Source organism: Campylobacter concisus (genome assembly GCF_003048905.1).
Taxonomy (GTDB): domain Bacteria; phylum Campylobacterota; class Campylobacteria; order Campylobacterales; family Campylobacteraceae; genus Campylobacter_A; species Campylobacter_A concisus_V.
In genome coordinates, this window is the sequence record NZ_PIRO01000006.1 from 50,160 (window position 1) to 66,434 (window position 16,275).

15 protein-coding genes are annotated in these 16,275 nt (G+C 37.7%); 13 read left to right on the plus strand and 2 right to left on the minus strand.

Annotated features, from left to right (window positions below; all coding sequences use genetic code 11):
* The first annotated feature begins 86 nt into the window (after window positions 1–86).
* The 12 genes from CVS95_RS08885 (at window position 87) to lpxD (ending at window position 12,613) form a co-directional block, all read left to right on the plus strand.
* Window positions 87–1,427 (plus strand): class II 3-deoxy-7-phosphoheptulonate synthase, encoded by a 1,341-nt coding sequence (locus CVS95_RS08885; RefSeq protein ID WP_107696353.1) that lies wholly within the window; start codon window positions 87–89, stop codon window positions 1,425–1,427.
* Window positions 1,428–1,451: 24 nt separating this feature from the next.
* Window positions 1,452–2,408, plus strand: a complete 957-nt coding sequence (locus tag CVS95_RS08890) for an NAD(P)/FAD-dependent oxidoreductase (RefSeq protein WP_107696354.1) — start codon at window positions 1,452–1,454, stop codon at window positions 2,406–2,408.
* Between the two features lie 2 nt (window positions 2,409–2,410).
* On the plus strand, window positions 2,411–4,663 hold the full coding sequence (locus CVS95_RS08895) for a vesicular transport factor Uso1p (protein ID WP_107696355.1): 2,253 nt from the start codon (window positions 2,411–2,413) through the stop codon (window positions 4,661–4,663).
* Window positions 4,660–5,367 carry a tRNA1(Val) (adenine(37)-N6)-methyltransferase gene (locus CVS95_RS08900; protein ID WP_107696356.1) on the plus strand — a complete coding sequence of 236 codons (708 nt, stop codon included), beginning with the start codon at window positions 4,660–4,662 and terminating at the stop codon, window positions 5,365–5,367. Before CVS95_RS08895 ends, CVS95_RS08900 begins: the two co-directional genes overlap by 4 nt.
* Entirely contained in the window at window positions 5,364–5,729 is a 366-nt protein-coding gene (locus CVS95_RS08905) for a YkgJ family cysteine cluster protein (RefSeq protein WP_084107877.1), read from the plus strand. Before CVS95_RS08900 ends, CVS95_RS08905 begins: the two co-directional genes overlap by 4 nt.
* Before the next feature lie 8 nt (window positions 5,730–5,737).
* Entirely contained in the window at window positions 5,738–6,973 is a 1,236-nt protein-coding gene (locus tag CVS95_RS08910) for a tetratricopeptide repeat protein (RefSeq protein WP_188115817.1), read from the plus strand.
* Window positions 6,970–7,755, plus strand: coding sequence for an indole-3-glycerol phosphate synthase TrpC (gene trpC, locus CVS95_RS08915; protein ID WP_107696358.1), 786 nt, complete (start codon window positions 6,970–6,972; stop codon window positions 7,753–7,755). The genes CVS95_RS08910 and trpC overlap by 4 nt, the downstream gene beginning before the upstream one ends.
* Window positions 7,755–8,237: an HIT family protein gene (locus CVS95_RS08920; protein ID WP_107696359.1), complete on the plus strand. Its 483-nt coding sequence runs from the start codon at window positions 7,755–7,757 to the stop codon at window positions 8,235–8,237. The genes trpC and CVS95_RS08920 overlap by 1 nt, the downstream gene beginning before the upstream one ends.
* The gene (mnmH, locus tag CVS95_RS08925; RefSeq protein ID WP_107696360.1) at window positions 8,224–9,222 is read left to right on the plus strand and encodes a tRNA 2-selenouridine(34) synthase MnmH; all 999 of its coding nucleotides are present in this window, start codon (window positions 8,224–8,226) and stop codon (window positions 9,220–9,222) included. The genes CVS95_RS08920 and mnmH overlap by 14 nt, the downstream gene beginning before the upstream one ends.
* A 279-nt stretch (window positions 9,223–9,501) precedes the next feature.
* Window positions 9,502–11,196, plus strand: coding sequence for an acetolactate synthase large subunit (locus tag CVS95_RS08930; protein WP_234400054.1), 1,695 nt, complete (start codon window positions 9,502–9,504; stop codon window positions 11,194–11,196).
* A gap of 2 nt (window positions 11,197–11,198) precedes the next feature.
* Complete coding sequence (gene ilvN, locus CVS95_RS08935; protein WP_223154400.1) at window positions 11,199–11,660, plus strand: acetolactate synthase small subunit; 462 nt, start codon at window positions 11,199–11,201, stop codon at window positions 11,658–11,660.
* A complete protein-coding gene (gene lpxD, locus CVS95_RS08940) occupies window positions 11,660–12,613 on the plus strand; it encodes a UDP-3-O-(3-hydroxymyristoyl)glucosamine N-acyltransferase (protein ID WP_107696362.1) in 954 nt (317 codons plus the stop codon). Before ilvN ends, lpxD begins: the two co-directional genes overlap by 1 nt.
* A gap of 149 nt (window positions 12,614–12,762) precedes the next feature.
* Here the strand turns inward: lpxD and CVS95_RS08945 are convergent, their stop codons facing one another.
* Both CVS95_RS08945 and pta read right to left on the minus strand, forming a co-directional pair.
* Window positions 12,763–13,959 (minus strand): acetate kinase, encoded by a 1,197-nt coding sequence (locus CVS95_RS08945; protein WP_107696363.1) that lies wholly within the window; start codon window positions 13,957–13,959, stop codon window positions 12,763–12,765.
* 1 nt (window position 13,960) lies between these two features.
* On the minus strand, window positions 13,961–15,328 hold the full coding sequence (gene pta, locus CVS95_RS08950; protein WP_107696364.1) for a phosphate acetyltransferase: 1,368 nt from the start codon (window positions 15,326–15,328) through the stop codon (window positions 13,961–13,963).
* 68 nt (window positions 15,329–15,396) lie between these two features.
* Here pta and flgH point away from each other — a divergent pair, with 68 nt between their 5' ends.
* The gene (flgH, locus tag CVS95_RS08955; protein WP_072594280.1) at window positions 15,397–16,104 is read left to right on the plus strand and encodes a flagellar basal body L-ring protein FlgH; all 708 of its coding nucleotides are present in this window, start codon (window positions 15,397–15,399) and stop codon (window positions 16,102–16,104) included.
* Window positions 16,105–16,275 lie beyond the last annotated feature (171 nt).

The window sequence follows — 16,275 nt, forward strand, 5'->3', positions numbered from 1 at the left end:
TTAATAGCCCATTAATGGCTTTTATTTTTTAAGTTTGCCGTGATATAATCAGCGTCTAATTTAAGGCAAAAAAGATAGGAAAATAAATGACTTGGAACCACGATAGCTGGAGAGAATTTAGTATCTTGCAACAACCAAAATACCCAGATTTAAAAGAGCTTAAAGAGGTCGAAGAAAAATTAAAATCACTTCCTCCTTTGGTATTTGCTGGTGAGGCTAGAAGTTTAAAAGAAGAACTTGCAAAAGTTTGTAATGGCGAGGCATTTTTGCTTCAAGGTGGCGACTGCGCTGAGAGCTTTACAAATTTTAATGCAAACAACATCAGAGATATGTTTAAGGTTTTACTTCAAATGGCGATAGTTTTAACCTTTGCTGGTGGCTATCCAGTGGTCAAAGTGGGCCGCGTGGCAGGGCAGTTTGCAAAGCCTAGAAGTAGCGATTTTGAAGAGGTAAATGGCGTTAAGCTTCCAAGCTATAGAGGTGACATCATAAATGGCTTTGAATTTGACGAAAAGGCAAGAGTGCCTGATCCAAAACGCATGATCGAGGCGTATTATCAAAGTGCATCTACGATGAACTTACTTAGAGCCTTTTCAAGAGGCGGTTTGGCCGACCTTCATCAAGTGCATAAGTGGAATTTAGGCTTTGTTAAAAAGCCAGAGATCGGCGAGAAATACGCAAAACTAGCTGATGAGCTAACAAAGACGCTTTCATTTATGGCAGCTTGTGGCATCACTTCAGCAAATACGCCAGTCATAAATCAAACCGCGGTTTATACATCTCACGAGGCGCTTTTGCTACCTTATGAGGAGGCATTGACTAGGGTTGATAGTCTTAGTGGTGAGTGGTATGACTGCTCGGCTCACATGCTTTGGATAGGTGAGAGAACACGTGGTATAAACGACGCTCACGTACATTTTTTAAGCGGCGTGAAAAATCCTATTGGCGTGAAGATCGGACCAAGTGCAAAGGCTGAAGATGTCGTCGCACTTGCAAATAAGCTAAATCCAGAAAATGAAGCTGGCAGACTAAACGTGATAATCAGAATGGGTGCTGATAAGATAGGCGAAAATTTACCAAAAATTTTAAGAGAGCTAAAGAGAGAAGGGCTAAATATCGTTTATAGTATCGATCCGATGCATGGCAACACCGTAAAAACCTCAAATAACTACAAAACCAGAGAATTTGACAAGATAATAAGCGAAGTTAGAAGCTTTTTTGAAATTCACAAAGCTGAGGGCACAAGGGCTGGCGGCGTACATCTTGAGATGACAGGACAAGACGTGACTGAGTGCACGGGTGGGGCATTAAATATCACTGAAAGCTCGCTTGAGCAAAGGTATGAAACACAATGTGATCCAAGACTAAATGCTGATCAGGCACTTGAACTTGCGTTTTTGATGGCTGGTCTAGTTAAAAAAGCTTAAAATTTATAAAATTTGGAGAAAAAGATGGTAAATGTTTATGATCTAATCGTTGTTGGTGGCGGACCCTGTGGAATTGCTAGCGTAGTTGAGGCAAAAAGAAATGGCTTAAACAACGTTTTGCTTCTTGAAAAAGGCGATAATCACAGCCAAACGATAAGAAAATTTTATAAAGATAATAAACGCGTAGATAAAGAGTATAAAGGGCAAGATAGCACGATACATGGCGTAGTTTCATTTGAGGATGGCACGAAAGAGAGCACGCTTGATTATTTTGACAAGCTGCTTGATACTGAAAAGATCGAAGCTTTTTTTAACTCTGAAGTAGAGAGCGTGAAAAAAGATGGAGAAAATTTTAAAGTAACTACCTCAAAAGCCGTCTATGAAGCTAAAAATGTGATGATATCAATTGGCAAAATGGGACGACCAAATAAGCCTGATTATAAAATCCCGCCTTCACTAAACTCAGTTGTAAATTTTAACCTTGATAGCTGTACGAACGGCGAAAAGGTGCTTGTTGTAGGTGGCGGAAACTCAGCAGTTGAGTATGCGATCGAGCTTTGCCAATACAATAAAACCACAATCGCTTATAGAAAAGATAATTTTAGCCGCGTAAATGAGACAAATTTAAGTGCACTTTGGGAGCTAGAAAAGCATGGTAAGATAAAAGTTAGACTAAATCACGATATAAAAGAGATAGATAACGAATCAGGCAAAGTTAGAGTGCATTACGAAAATGGCAAAATTCGTGTTTATGACAGAGTTGTCTATGCGATCGGTGGCTCAAGTCCGGTTGATTTTTTACAAAAATGTCAGATAAAAATCGATGAAAAAGGTACTCCAATAGTTGATAGTAGTTACCAAAGTAGCGTGCCAGGACTTTATGTGGGTGGTGATATCGTGCTAAAAAATGGCGGCTCAATAGTCGTTGCTCTAAATCACGCTCATCACGTCATAAAAGACATTTTAAAGGGCAAGGCATAAGCTTGATAAATAAAATTTTACTAGCTATTTTTTGTTTGATAGCTGGCTTTTGCCTATCGTTTTTTAAATCTCCAAAAGAAGATGAGACACCAAAAGATACTAATCAAACGATTTATTCTATAAATTTTGATAATTTGCCAGAAGAAGAGAGACAAAAATATATCAGCAAAGACGATCTTTACGAATATGGCGGATATATAACTCCAAAAAGCTATATCCAAAATTTTACTGAAACGAACGATCAAAATTTATCAAATGATGTAAATGAACTTCAAGAACAAGTTCGTGAGCTAAGTAAAAAAAATAAAATTTTAGCTACTGATAATGTCGATATCAGCGAGAAAAATTTAGACTTTATAAGCAAAATTTCAGAGATGAAAAAAAATATCGAAAATGAAAAAAATGAGATAGTTGAAAAAAATCAAAAGACGCTAGGCGAGCTTGAAGCACAACATTTTGAAAATATACAAACTCTCACAAAACGGCTAAATGAAGCTCAAGCTGATATGATAGAGAGCTCAAAAGCCTATGAAAAAAAGATAATAGACCTTGAAAATGCGATAAATGAGGCAAAAAATGGCGATGAAAGTAAGGTAAAAGATATCGAAGCAAATTTTGCTAAATTTAAAGAGGCAGCTGAGGCAAATTACACAGCTTTAAAAGAGCAAAATATAGAGCTAAATACGACGCTGGCTCAAAAAGACGCGCTAATAAAAGAGTATGAAAATACTCAAAATGAAAAAGATAAAAACGAAAAAAGAGAAATTTTGCTTTTAAAAGAGGAGATCGAGCGAGCAAAAAATGACGCTAAGACACAAAAATTTAGCTATGAAAAAGAGATAAATGCACTAACTGATGGCTTTGAAACACAAAAAAGTGTTATGGAGGATGAGCTTTCAAAAAAGGCAAATAAGATAATTGATCTTGAGGAAGCGCTTGAGTCAAATCAAACTGCCTTAAAAGATAGAATTTATGAGCTTGATGAGATAAAGAAAAATTTAAACTCAAAAGATTTGGCAGTTGAAAACTATAATGGTAAAAATTTAGAGCTAAACGCCTCTCTTGCGGCACTTCATAAAAGTTTTAATGATTTAAAAGAAAAAAATCTTAAAAGCGAGCAGGAAAATAAACTCGCAAATGAAAATATAAATTCGCTTAAAAAAGAGCTTGAGCGAGTAAATTTGATAAATAAAAAGCTAGAGAAGCAAACTTTAGATGCAAATGCAAGTTTAAGTGAGCTAAATAAAAAGCTAAATTTGAGTGAAGAGAGCCTTAAAAATGCACGAGATGAACTAAAGACGCTTGATACAAAGACAAATAAATTTTTAAAAACTTTATTTGAGCAAAATCAAACTATCTCTTTGCAGACTCAAAAGCTTGGGTTAAATGACAGCGAGTTGAAAAATTTAAGTGCAAAGATAAATTTAAAAGATGAAAAGATAAAAGAGCTGGAAAATAATCTCACGCAAACAAGTCAAACGCTAGCAGCAAAGCAAAGTGAGCTAGAAGCTCAAAAAAGAACGCTAAAGATCGATATGCAAAATTATGAAATTTTGCGTCAGCAAATAAATATTTTGCAAAAGAAGATAGCTGATACGTCGGCTCTTTTTGCTGATAGCAATAAAAGTGGCGGTAAAAATTTACTAAGCTTACAAAATGAGCTTGAAAGTGCAAAACATAAGTTAAACGAGAGCAATAAGACGATTGAGAGGTTAAATTCTAAAATAAATGAACTTAGCTCATCTAGCGTAAAAGGAAGTCCAGTAAATGCCAAGATCATCGAACTTCAAAAAGATATCGAGCAAAATTTAAACAGGCAAGATGAGCTTGAAAATGAAAATGTAAATTTAAAAAATATCTTGCAGGCGACAACTAAGCCAGAGACGCCAACAAAGCTAGTTTTGATCTCTAGTCTTGAGTGCGATGACATGGACGCAAAAGATAAGGTTAGCGTGATGTGTAAGAATAGAGTGAGCGAATTTTTGCAAAGATTTAACTCAAACTACCTTTATGAGATAATTCCGATCGTAGATAAGAAAAATTTTGTCATCCCATCAAATGTGGCTCAAAGCATCAAAAAAGACGATCTTGGCAGGCTAAATAGCTATGTAAATTATGGCGTTGGCAAAGAGCGTGCAAAGGCAGCAGCCGAGCTTATAAAAGAAGAATTTGGCGATTTTGCAAGGATCAGCTTTAGCTCAGAAGTGATCGTAAAAGATGTCACGCGCGGCTTTATCATCAAGGTTTATAGATGATCTTGGCTCAGCTAAAAAGTGGCTATCGCTACAACAGCGATACACTGGTACTTTATGATTTTATAAGCTCAAGTTTGAAAAATTTTTCTGGCAGGATTTTAGACGTTGGTGCAGGGTGCGGGATACTTGGGCTTTTACTTAAACGCGACTTTAAAAATTCCAGCCTAAGCTTGCTTGATATCTTACAAATAAATGGTGAAATTTCTAAATTTAATGCCAGTAAGAACGGCTTGGAGGCAGAAATTATAAATGTTAATTTTGCAGATTTTAAAGATAGTGAGAAATTTGACCTCATCGTATCAAATCCGCCATTTTATCACGAGGGTGCAAAGCAGAGCGAAGATGAGCATATAAAGGCTAGTAGATACACAAGCTCTTTGGGTTTAAAAGACTTTATAAAAGGTATAAGTGTAAATTTAAAACCTCACAAAAGGGCGTTTTTTTGCTATGCACCTGATGATCTTAGTCAGATTGTAGCGTGCCTAAAAGAGTTTAAGCTAAATTTAGTAAGCCTAAAATTTATTCATACAAAGGCTGATAAACCAGCAAATTTAGCCTTGTTTGAGGTAAGAAATAATTCAAACTCAAAGTTAAAAATTTTGCCACCTTTGGTAATGAGCGAAAATGGCTCGCATACAAAAGAGGCGATTGAAATTTTTAAAAAAGCTGATACAAAGAGCATCGATTATCAGGAGCTAGCGTGAGGGTGCAAGGCTTTAACTATGAGTTTGATGCCAGCTTTTGTGAGAGCTGCGGCGGCAAGTGTTGCACGGGAGAGAGTGGCTACATCTGGATAAATGAAGAAGAAATTTCAAAATTTTGCACTGCATTTCATATGAGTAAAGATGAGTTTGAAAAGCAGTTTTTAATAAGAGTTGGTCTAAGGTGTAGCATAAAAGAGAAGCCCTATGAAGATGGCTTTGCTTGTGTATTTTTTGATGAAAAAAATAAAAACTGCTCAGTTTATGAGCTAAGGCCACAGCAGTGTAGGACTTTTCCGTTTTGGAATTATTTTAAAAAAAATTTAAAGGAGCTAAAAGCAGAATGTATTGGCGTAAAATTTTAGTATTTTTTATGAGCGTATTTTTTAACTCGCAGCTACTTTTGGCTGATGATAATAAAAGTATAAATTTACGTCTAATGCAGGCTTTATTGTTTCAAGATAGTGGAGATGTGAATGCTAGCATTCAAGCTTACTCAAACATTTTTAAAGATACAAATCAAAAAGCTTATTTAAAAGAGGCGATCAAACTCGCCTTTGCTACAAAAAATGAAAATTTAGACGCTTTGATAAGTGAAGGCGAAAAAAGTTTAAAAGACGATAGCGATTTTATCCGTATAAAGGTAGCAAATTTAGTAAATCTTTCAAAGCTAAATGAGGCTAAAAGTTTAATGCAAGAGCTTGCTACAAAAGAGCCAAATGCTCAAAATTTACTCATGCTTGGCACAATTTGTATGATGCAAAATGAAACAACGACTGCACTAAAATACTTTGAAGAGGCATACTCACTAAAGCAAGAAGAAGAAAATTTGCTCCGCATCGTTGATATTTTGATAAATCGCATGGATAAGATAAAAGACGCTACAAAATATCTTGAAAAATTTAGAGATGAACAAGGCTGCACGCTAAAGACTTGCGAGCTTTTGGCTGAAATTTACTCTCAGCAAAGAAATTTCCCAAAAGTGATCGAACTCTTTGAAGAGCTTTATGAGCTAAATCACGATACTTCGTATATTGATAAGATCGTGCAGTTTTTTATCTATGATAAAAATTACAAAGCAGCAATTGAAATTTTAAAAAAATATAGCTACAACGATATAGCGCTTATGGATCTTTATGCGGCAACTAGTAATTTTGGTGATGCATATATACTTGCTGTTAAAATTTATAACGATAGCAGGGATTTAAATTTTTTAGCAAAAGCCGCGATTTACGAATACGAGATGAATAAAGATAACTTGAACGAACAAAAAATGGCTGAAATTTTAGATAAATTTGAAGCTAGCGTGCCAAAACTAGAAAATGATATGTTTTTTAACTATTATGGCTACTTGTTGATAGATCATGATATTGACCCTAGAAAGGGTATAGAGCTTGTGCAAAAAGCGCTTGCTATCTCGCCTGAGTCGCCTTATTATGAGGATTCGCTAGCGTGGGGATATTTTAAACTTGGTGAGTGCAAAAAGGCAAAAAGCATTATGCAGCATGCGATGAAAGATGTTGATTTTAGGACTTCAAAAGAGGCAAAAGAGCATTTGCACCTAATAGAGCGCTGTATAATAAATCTAAACAAAAGGCTTAAAAAATGATACTTGATGAGATAATTAAAAAGACTAAAGATGATCTTGAAAAAAGAAAAGCAGACTTCCCTGAGGAGTGGCTTGGTCGCTCACTAGCTTATAACCCATACGTGCCAAGAGATGTTTTAAGTGCGCTTAGAGCAAGTCAAAACGAGCCGATAAAAATAATAGCTGAGATCAAAAAAGCAAGCCCAAGTAAGGGGGTGATAAGAGAAGACTTTGAACCTATAAAAATCGCTCAGGAATACGAGCCATACGCAAATGCTTTTAGTATCTTGACTGAGCCACATTGGTTTAAAGGCAACATCGAGTATATCACTCAAGTTAGGCGCTACGCATCAAGGCCGATCCTTAGAAAAGATTTTATCGTTGATAAGTATCAAATTCTAGAAGCTCTTGTTTATGGGGCAGACTTTATCTTGCTCATCGCAAAAGCACTAACTCAAAATGAGCTAAAAGAGCTTTTAGACTACGCTCATCATTTAGGGCTCGAGGTTTTGGTTGAAACTCACGACGCGAGTGATGTGAAAAAGGCTATCTTTGCAGGAGCAAATATAGTAGGTATAAATCACAGAAATTTAGATGATTTTACGATGGATATGAGCCTTTGCGAGAAGCTCATACCACTTTTGCCAAATGGCAAGATAATAGTCGCTGAAAGCGGTCTTTACGAGCATGAACAGCTTAGGCAGCTAAGCAAAATAGGCGTAGATGCTTTCTTGATAGGAGAGCATTTTATGAGGCAAGACGATATAAAAAATGCCGTCAAAAAGATAAAGGAGGGCGAGTAATGCAGCACCTTTGTGCTCCTTGGAGAAGCGAATACTTTAGTGCCAAAAAAGATAGCTGTGTTTTTTGTGATGTTATAAACTCAGATGATGATGATAAAAATGGTGTGCTTTTTCGAGCTAAACATTGTTTTGGGATTATGAATTTATATCCGTATTCTCCAGGTCATTTTATGATAATACCAAACCACCACACCGATAAGATCGAAGAGCTTGACGAGCAGACTTGGTTTGAGATGAGTAAATTTGTAAGGCTTGGAGTTGAAATTTTAAAAAAAGAGCTTTATGCTAATGGCGTAAATATAGGTATGAATTTAGGCAAGGCCGCAGGAGCTGGCATAGCTGAGCACGTGCATTATCACCTTGTGCCAAGGTGGAATGGTGATACAAATTTTATAACCACCATCTCTGATGTGAGAGTAAATGGCACGCCATTTTATCCGCTTTTTGAGAAACTAAAAAAGGCATTTAGTGCCGTTATTTGAGCTTGATGTAGAGCAGTGGCTAGAGAAAAGAAGCTCTTTTGAAATTTTAATAGACGCAAGATCGCCACATGAATTTTTATATTCGCACATAAAAGATGCCATAAATTTATACGCTTTAAATGATGCAGAACATAAAGAGGTAGGCACGCTCTATAAAAGCGATAGATCCCTAGCAAAGAGCCTTGGTGCAAAATATATCTGCAAAAATTTACAAAATATCATTGATGAGGTTTATAAAAGAGCCAAGGTTGGTTCAGCTATTGGCATCTACTGCGCTAAAGGCGGGCTTAGATCAAATTCTGTTGGCTATGTTCTAAGCATGATAGGATATAGAGTTTTTAGGCTTAGTGGTGGCTATAAAGCTTATAGAAATCACGTTTTAGAATTTCTAAATCGACCTTTGAGCACAAAATTTATCACTCTTTTTGGAAATACTGGCTGCTACAAAAGTAAGCTCATAAGAGCTCTAAGCCCGTCAATAGACCTTGAAGCTATGGCAAATCATTTAGGCTCTGTCTTTGGAGCGATAAACGGCGTGCAGCCAAGCCAAAAAAGCTTTGAAGATGCGTTATTTGAAAAGCTCACAACGCTAGAAGATAAAATTTGCTTTATTGAGGGTGAGAGCAGAAGGATAGGCTCATTAAGTCTGCCAAAAAGTCTTTATGAGGCGATGCGTAGTGGCATAAATGTCGAAGTGAGCGCAAGTTTAGAAAAAAGAATTTCTTGTATAGTAGATGACTATAAAAGTGTGGATAAAACCTTTTTTGACAAGTGTATGAAGAAAATTTCACCATTTATCGATAAAAAAGCTAGAGATGAAGCTGTGGCTAAATTTAATGAAAATGACATTGCTAAAGTAGCTGAAATTTTACTCACAAAATACTACGATAAAGTCTATAAGAAAAATGAAAATATTAATGTTTTTATAAATTCTGATAACTTTGACGAGACCGTTAAAAAGCTAAATGATATAAAAATGAAGTAAAATTTTAGACTTAATTTAATTAAAAAAATTAAGCCTAAAATTTATACAAATGAGTTTTGTCTCTTAAAATTTTATAGTCTTTGCTCACTTAAATTTATCAATTTTACTAAAAATAATATGTTTAATTTTATGTAAAATATTTTGTATTATTTTTCTAAACTAGTTAAAAAAATTTCAAGAAAATCAAAGCAATACCTAAAATTCGCTAGAAAGTTAAAATGGATTTAAAATGCTTTGGGATATAATCTGCGATAAATTTATCAAAAGGCTAAAGTGATGATAAAACAGATTTCTGGTTCACAGATGATAAGCGAAGCCTTGCACGAAGAGGGCGTTGAGATAGTTTTTGGCTATCCTGGCGGTGCAGCTTTAAATATCTACGACGAAACATACAAGCAGACTTATTTTAAACACGTCTTGGTTCGCCACGAGCAAGCAGCCGTTCACGCGGCCGATGGATACGCTAGGGTTAGTGGTAAAGTTGGCGTTGCTTTTGTGACAAGTGGCCCTGGCTTTACAAATGCTGTCACTGGCCTTGCAACAGCTTATAGTGATAGCATACCGATCGTGCTTATAAGCGGTCAGGTGCCAACATTTATGATCGGTACAGATGCTTTTCAAGAGATCGATGCAGTCGGCATTTCACGCCCCTGTGTTAAGCATAACTTCTTGGTTAATAGCGTTGAAGAGCTACCTCGTATCATAAAAGAGGCCTTTTACATCGCAAGATCAGGCCGTCCAGGACCAGTTCATATCGATATCCCAAAAAATATCACATCAAGACTTGGAGATTTTGTATATCCAAAAGAAATTTCTATTCCAAGTTACAAACCGACATATAAGGGCAACTCAAAACAGATAAAAAAAGTAGCAGTTGCGATAAATGAAGCTAAAAGGCCGCTTCTTTACATCGGTGGTGGCGCGGTCGCATCTGGAGCTAGCGAGATCATCCGTAAATTTATGAAAAAAACTGGTATTCCAGCAGTCGAAACGCTTATGGCTCTTGGCGTGCTTGATGCAAAAGATGAGCTAAATTTAGGCATGGCAGGCATGCATGGTAGCTACGCTTCAAATATGGCTTTAAGCGAGTGCGACCTTCTCATCTCGCTTGGAGCTAGATTTTGTGACAGGATCACTGGCAGGACGGATGAGTTTGCCAAACATGCAAAGATTATCCACATCGACATTGATCCAAGCTCTATCTCAAAGATCATAAATGCCCATTTTCCGATAGTTGGTGATCTTACAAACGTGCTAACCGAGCTTTATGAAGAAGTCAATGCAAAGCCTGAAAACTACGCACCATGGAGAGAAATTTTAGATAGATATTCTAAACTAAATCCACTTGGCTACACAGATAGTGACAAGGTCTTAAAACCACAATGGGTCATCGAAGAGACCGCAAAGATAGCAGGAGCTGATGCGATAATCTCAACAGATGTCGGCCAGCACCAAATGTGGGTGGCGCAGTTTTATCCGTTTAACCGAGCAAGACAGCTTGTCACAAGCGGCGGACTTGGCACAATGGGATATGGCCTCCCTGCAGCGATCGGCGCAAAATGTGCAAAACCAGACAATCTTGTTATAAATTTTACAGGCGATGGCTCAATACTTATGAATATCCAAGAGTTAATGACGGCTCATGAGATAAATATGCCCGTTATAAACATCATTTTAAACAACAACTTCTTAGGCATGGTTCGTCAGTGGCAGACATTTTTCTATGAAAAACGCTACTCATCGACTGATCTTAGCTTGCAGCCTGATTTTGTAAAGATAGCTGAAGGATTTGGCGGAATTGGCTTTGTTTGCAAGAGCAAGGATGAGTTTAGAAAGGCTTTAAAAGAGGCGATCGATAGCAAAAAATCAGCGATGATCGACGTTAGGATCGACCGCTTTGAGGATGTGCTTCCTATGGTTCCAGCTGGAGCTGCGATTTATAATATGATATTAAAGAGCAAGGAAGAAAAATGAGTATCAGAAGAACGATTTCGGTTATAGTTTTAAATGAACACGGCGTTTTAGCTAGAATTTCTGGGCTTTTTGCGGGCAGGGGCTACAACATCGATACGCTCACCGTTGCTCCGATACCTGAGAGTAACTTCTCAAGGCTAAGTATCGTAACAAGTGGCGACGAGAGAGTTTTAGAGCAGATCGTAAAACAGCTTCACAAGCTCATACCAACGTATAAGGTCATAGAAAGTGGCGAATTTGTCGAAAAAGAGATGGCTCTTGTGAAAATTCCGCTTGGTGAAAATTTTGCTGGCCTTGAAGCGATACTAAAAGCATACAACGGTATCGTGACAAACACAAATGAAAACTACATCGTTGTCATGGTGGCTGACGATGCGAGTAGGATCGAGAGCTTTTTAAAATCAATAAAGAAATTTAACCCAGTTGACGTCGTGCGCGGCGGATCTGTGATAATGGATATATGATGAAACTAAGTGAAATAGCCTCAAAAGTAAATGCTACTTTTAGCGGAGAAGATATAGAAATTTTTGCCTTAAATTCTTTAAAAAATGCAAATAAAGCTGAGCTAACATATTGCGACGGCGAGAAGAATGCAAAATTTATAAGCACATCAAACGCTGGAGCCATATTGGTGACAAAATCGCTTTTAGACTTGGTGCCAGCTGGTATGGTCGCACTTGTGTGTGATAACCCGCACCTTGCATTTGCCTTGCTTAGTAAAGATTATGCTAAGCCACTTTTTTGTGAGCCAAAGCCATCAAATATCGCCAAGAGTGCAAAGATAATGCCAAATGTCTATATCGGCTCAAATGTGAGCATTGGTGAAAATACGATAGTCATGGCTGGAGCATTTTTGGGCGATAATGTGACTATCGGCAAAAACTGCATCATCCACCCAAACGTAGTCATTTATAACGACTGCGTCATCGGTAACGAGTGTCATCTGCTGGCAAACTGTGTGATCGGAAGCGATGGCTTTGGTTATGCACATACAAAAACTGGCGAGCATGTAAAAATTTATCATAATGGCAATGTTGTTTTAGGCGATTATATCGAGATCGGTGCTTGCACGACGATAGATCGTGGTGTTTTTGAAAGCACAGTGATCGCAAACTACACAAAGATAGATAATCTTGTTCAAATAGGCCATAACTGCGAGCTTGGAAATGGCTGCCTAATCGTCTCACAAACTGGCCTTGCTGGCTCAACAGTACTAGGTAGAAACGTCGTAATGGGCGGACAAAGCGGCTCAGCTGGTCATGTAAAAGTGGGCGACTTCGCGCAGATCGCTGCACGTGGTGGCGTTAGCAAAGACCTGCCTGGTGGCAAAAAATACGCTGGAGCTTATCCGATAATGGAGCTTTCAGATCAGTTTAAACTCCAAGCAAAAATTTTGAGATTTTTTAAGAAAAATTGATTGCAAGCTTTTGCGAGCTTAAAATCGCAAAAGCTTTTTATCTCGTAGCCTAAAAATAATGCTAATTCTATTTTAAAACGAACTAGACTTAAAATTTATATGTTAAGTTTGGCAAAATACAAAATAACTATTTTATTTTAAGCAACTATTTATTTGGCTTTGTTCTCTTTTATTACTCTAGCCGTTTCTATCGCGATTTCTAGCTCTTCATTTGTTGGGATGATGAGTGTTTTTATCTTAGCGTCATCCCCGTCTATGCATCTCTCGCCTCGCATGTCTTGGAAATTTAGATCGTGATTTATGTGAATGCCAAGATGCTTTAATTCGTCACAAATTTTTTGCCTTGTATTTGGTGCGTTTTCTCCTATGCCACCGGTAAATATGAGCGCATCAACGCGTCCTAAAATGGCGTAATATGAGCCAATATATTTTTTTACTCGGTAGCAAAACATCTCAAAAGCAAGCTTTGCTCGCTCGTCATTTTGCATTTTAGCCACAACCTCTCTCATGTCGCTTGAGCCACAAATTCCAAAAAGTCCGCTTTTTTTGTTTAAAAAGTTGTCAATCTCATTCCATTTTAAAACACCGATATTTAGCAAGTAGATGACTACTGCTGGGTCCATATCGCCACTTCTTGTGCCCATTATGAGCCCTTCAAGTGGGCTAAGCCCCATCGAGGTATCGATACTTTTGCCATTTTGTACTGCACAGGCTGAGGCGCCGTTACCTAGATGAAGTGAGATAGCGTTAAATTTATCAAATTCTATGCCAAGCATTTTGGCCGCTTGCTTGCAGACGTATCTATGCGATGTGCCGTGAAAGCCGTATTTTCTGATATGATGAGTCTTGCAAACGTCATAAGGTAGAGCGTAGCGGTAGGCGTACTCTGGCATGCTTTGATGAAATACCGTGTCAAAAACGACCACGTGAGGCACATTTTTGCTCTCTTTCATTGCGTTTTTAATGCCAGCAAGGTGCCCTGGGTTATGAAGAGGGGCAAGTGGACTTATCTCCTCGATCTTTTTGATGACGCTCTCATCAACGATCATCGAGCTAAAAAAGCTCTCGCCGCCGTGAACTATCCTGTGTCCGATACCATCAAGCTCGCTTAGATCGTGCAAGGTGTGTGAAGTGACAAAGAGCTCGTTCATCGCCTCAAGTCCGTCATGGTGGTCTTTTATGAAGCGTTTTATCTCGTAGGTTTCACCATTCGCTTTTAGTACCGCTCTTGAGCTGGAGCTACCGATTTGCTCGACTAGACCGCTTGCTAGACTGGTTTTGGTATCCATTGCAAAAAGTTGAAATTTTATTGAGCTACTACCCGAGTTTAAAACCAAAATTCTCATATTATTCTCCTGCTTGTATGGCACTGATTAAGATAGTATTTACCACGTCTTCAACGAGGCAACCGCGGCTTAGGTCATTAACCGGCTTTTTTAATCCTTGAAGTATCGGACCTACGGCTAGGGCGTTTGCGCTTCGCTGAACTGCTTTGTAACAGATATTTCCACAGTTTAAATTTGGAAAAATAAAGACATTTGCATGCCCAGCAACCTCTGAGTTTGGCATCTTTTTGCCAGCGACACTTAGATCAACGGCTGCGTCAAACTGAATTGGCGCTGAGATTTTTAAATTTGCATCAAGCTCGCTAGCTTTTTTAGCAGCTTCTTTTACAAACTCCACATCAGGCCCACTTCCACTATCAGCCGTAGAGTAGCTTAGCATGGCGATCTTTGGGCTAAGTCCAAAAGCACTTGCCGTTTGAGCGCTGCTTAGCGTGATGCTAGCTAGCTCATCTGCGCTTGGATTTGGCGTGACGGCGCAGTCGGCAAAGAGTAAAATTTCCTCTTCAAGTGCCATGAAAAATGCCCCACTTACCACACTTACATTTGGCTTTGTTTTTATGATCTGCAAAGCTGGGCGGATCGTATCAGCCGTGCTCATTGTAGCACCACTTACCAAGGCATCAGCTATGCCTTCATGAATTAGCATCGTAGCAAAGTAAATTTTATCTTTAGCAAGTGCGTTTGCCTTGACTTCGTCCACGCCTTTATGCTTTCTAAGCTCATAAATTTTCTTTGCAAATTCTTTTGTTAGCTCATTTTGTTCTGGATTGATCACTTTGGCTTTGCTTAAATTTAGCCCCAAAGCGGCCGCTTTTTTTGAAATTTCATCTTCAAGTCCTAGCAAGATGATATTTGCCGCACCTTTTTCTAGCACGATGTGAGCTGCTTTTAAAATTCTCTCATCGTCGCTCTCTGGTAAAACAACGGTCTTGTTTGCTACTTTGGCCCTTTTTAGAAGCAGGCTTTGAAATTTAAAAGGAGTGACGATCTGGGCTTGATAGTTTAAAATTTCATCAATATTATCACTAATGAGAAGCTTTGAGTTTGGATTTAGTGCTTTTAGTTCGCTTGCGTTTTCGTTAAAAATTGGAGCGTTTAAATTTCTTGCTAGTTTTAAATTTAGCTCGCTTTTGCCAAAGACACTAAAGCTCTCACAGCCAAGAACTATGACAAAGTCGCTTTTGGCTTTTAACTCTTCAAATTTATCTATAAATTTTAGAAAAAACTCTTTTTCGTTTGAATTTATTAAGTTATTTTTATCGTTTTCATCTGGGATTATCTTAAAAATCTCAACTTTTTTGAATTTTGTAGCTATAATTTCTTGCAGATGTGCTAAATTTTTGTCTGTAAAAACGTAACAACTTTTCATTTGCGACCTTTTTAGGAACTTAAATTGCTTAATTTTAGCACAAAGATACTTATTTTAAGGCATTTTTTATGAACCATAAAACGATTTGGCTCGTCTTATCTGCGGGCATTATTTGCACTGGCTGCACACCAAGCGCTGATCCTCATATCAATATGAAACCCCCAGTTTACGTCGAGCAACTCCCTTCAAAAGATAGTGGAACCGGACAAAGCAACGCTGGCAGCCTCTTTGGAAAGGGCGAAAATCCGCTATTTTCAGATAGAAAAGCGATGAATGTAAATGACATCGTGACTATCGTTATCTCAGAAAATGCAAGCCAAACTTCAACTGGTAGCAAAAGTACAAATAAAGATAGCACTATCTCGCTTGGTGGCGGTGTTTTCACAGCTGGAGCTGCTCCACTTTCAAATATAGCTGATAATCTAAACAAATACGGCGATATCGGCTTTAAAGCAGGCGGTGGCAATAAATTTACAGGAAGTGGCACGAGCAATAGAAGCGAGAAATTTACCGCAACCATTTCAGCTAGGATCATAAAAATACTAAATAATGGCAACTATTTCATAGAAGGTAGCCGCGAGCTACTTATAAATGGCGAAAAGCAGATCATGCAAGTAAGTGGTGTTATCAGACCTTACGATATATCACAAAATAATGAAATCGACTCAAAATACATAGCTGACGCTAAAATTTTATATAAAACAGAGGGTGAGCTAGACAAATCTACCAAAAAACCTTGGGGCACAAGGCTTATGGAAGCTATCTGGCCATTTTAATGCAACTTTAAAAGCCTAAAAATTTAATCAATTTGGGCTTTTAAAAATTTTTATCTCAAAAATTTCTCTCGCCTTAAATATGCTAAATTTTTAAAAATTATTAAAAATTATAGTTGATATTTACTTTCAGAATAATATATTTAAAATATTGAAAATTCATCAAAACAAAAT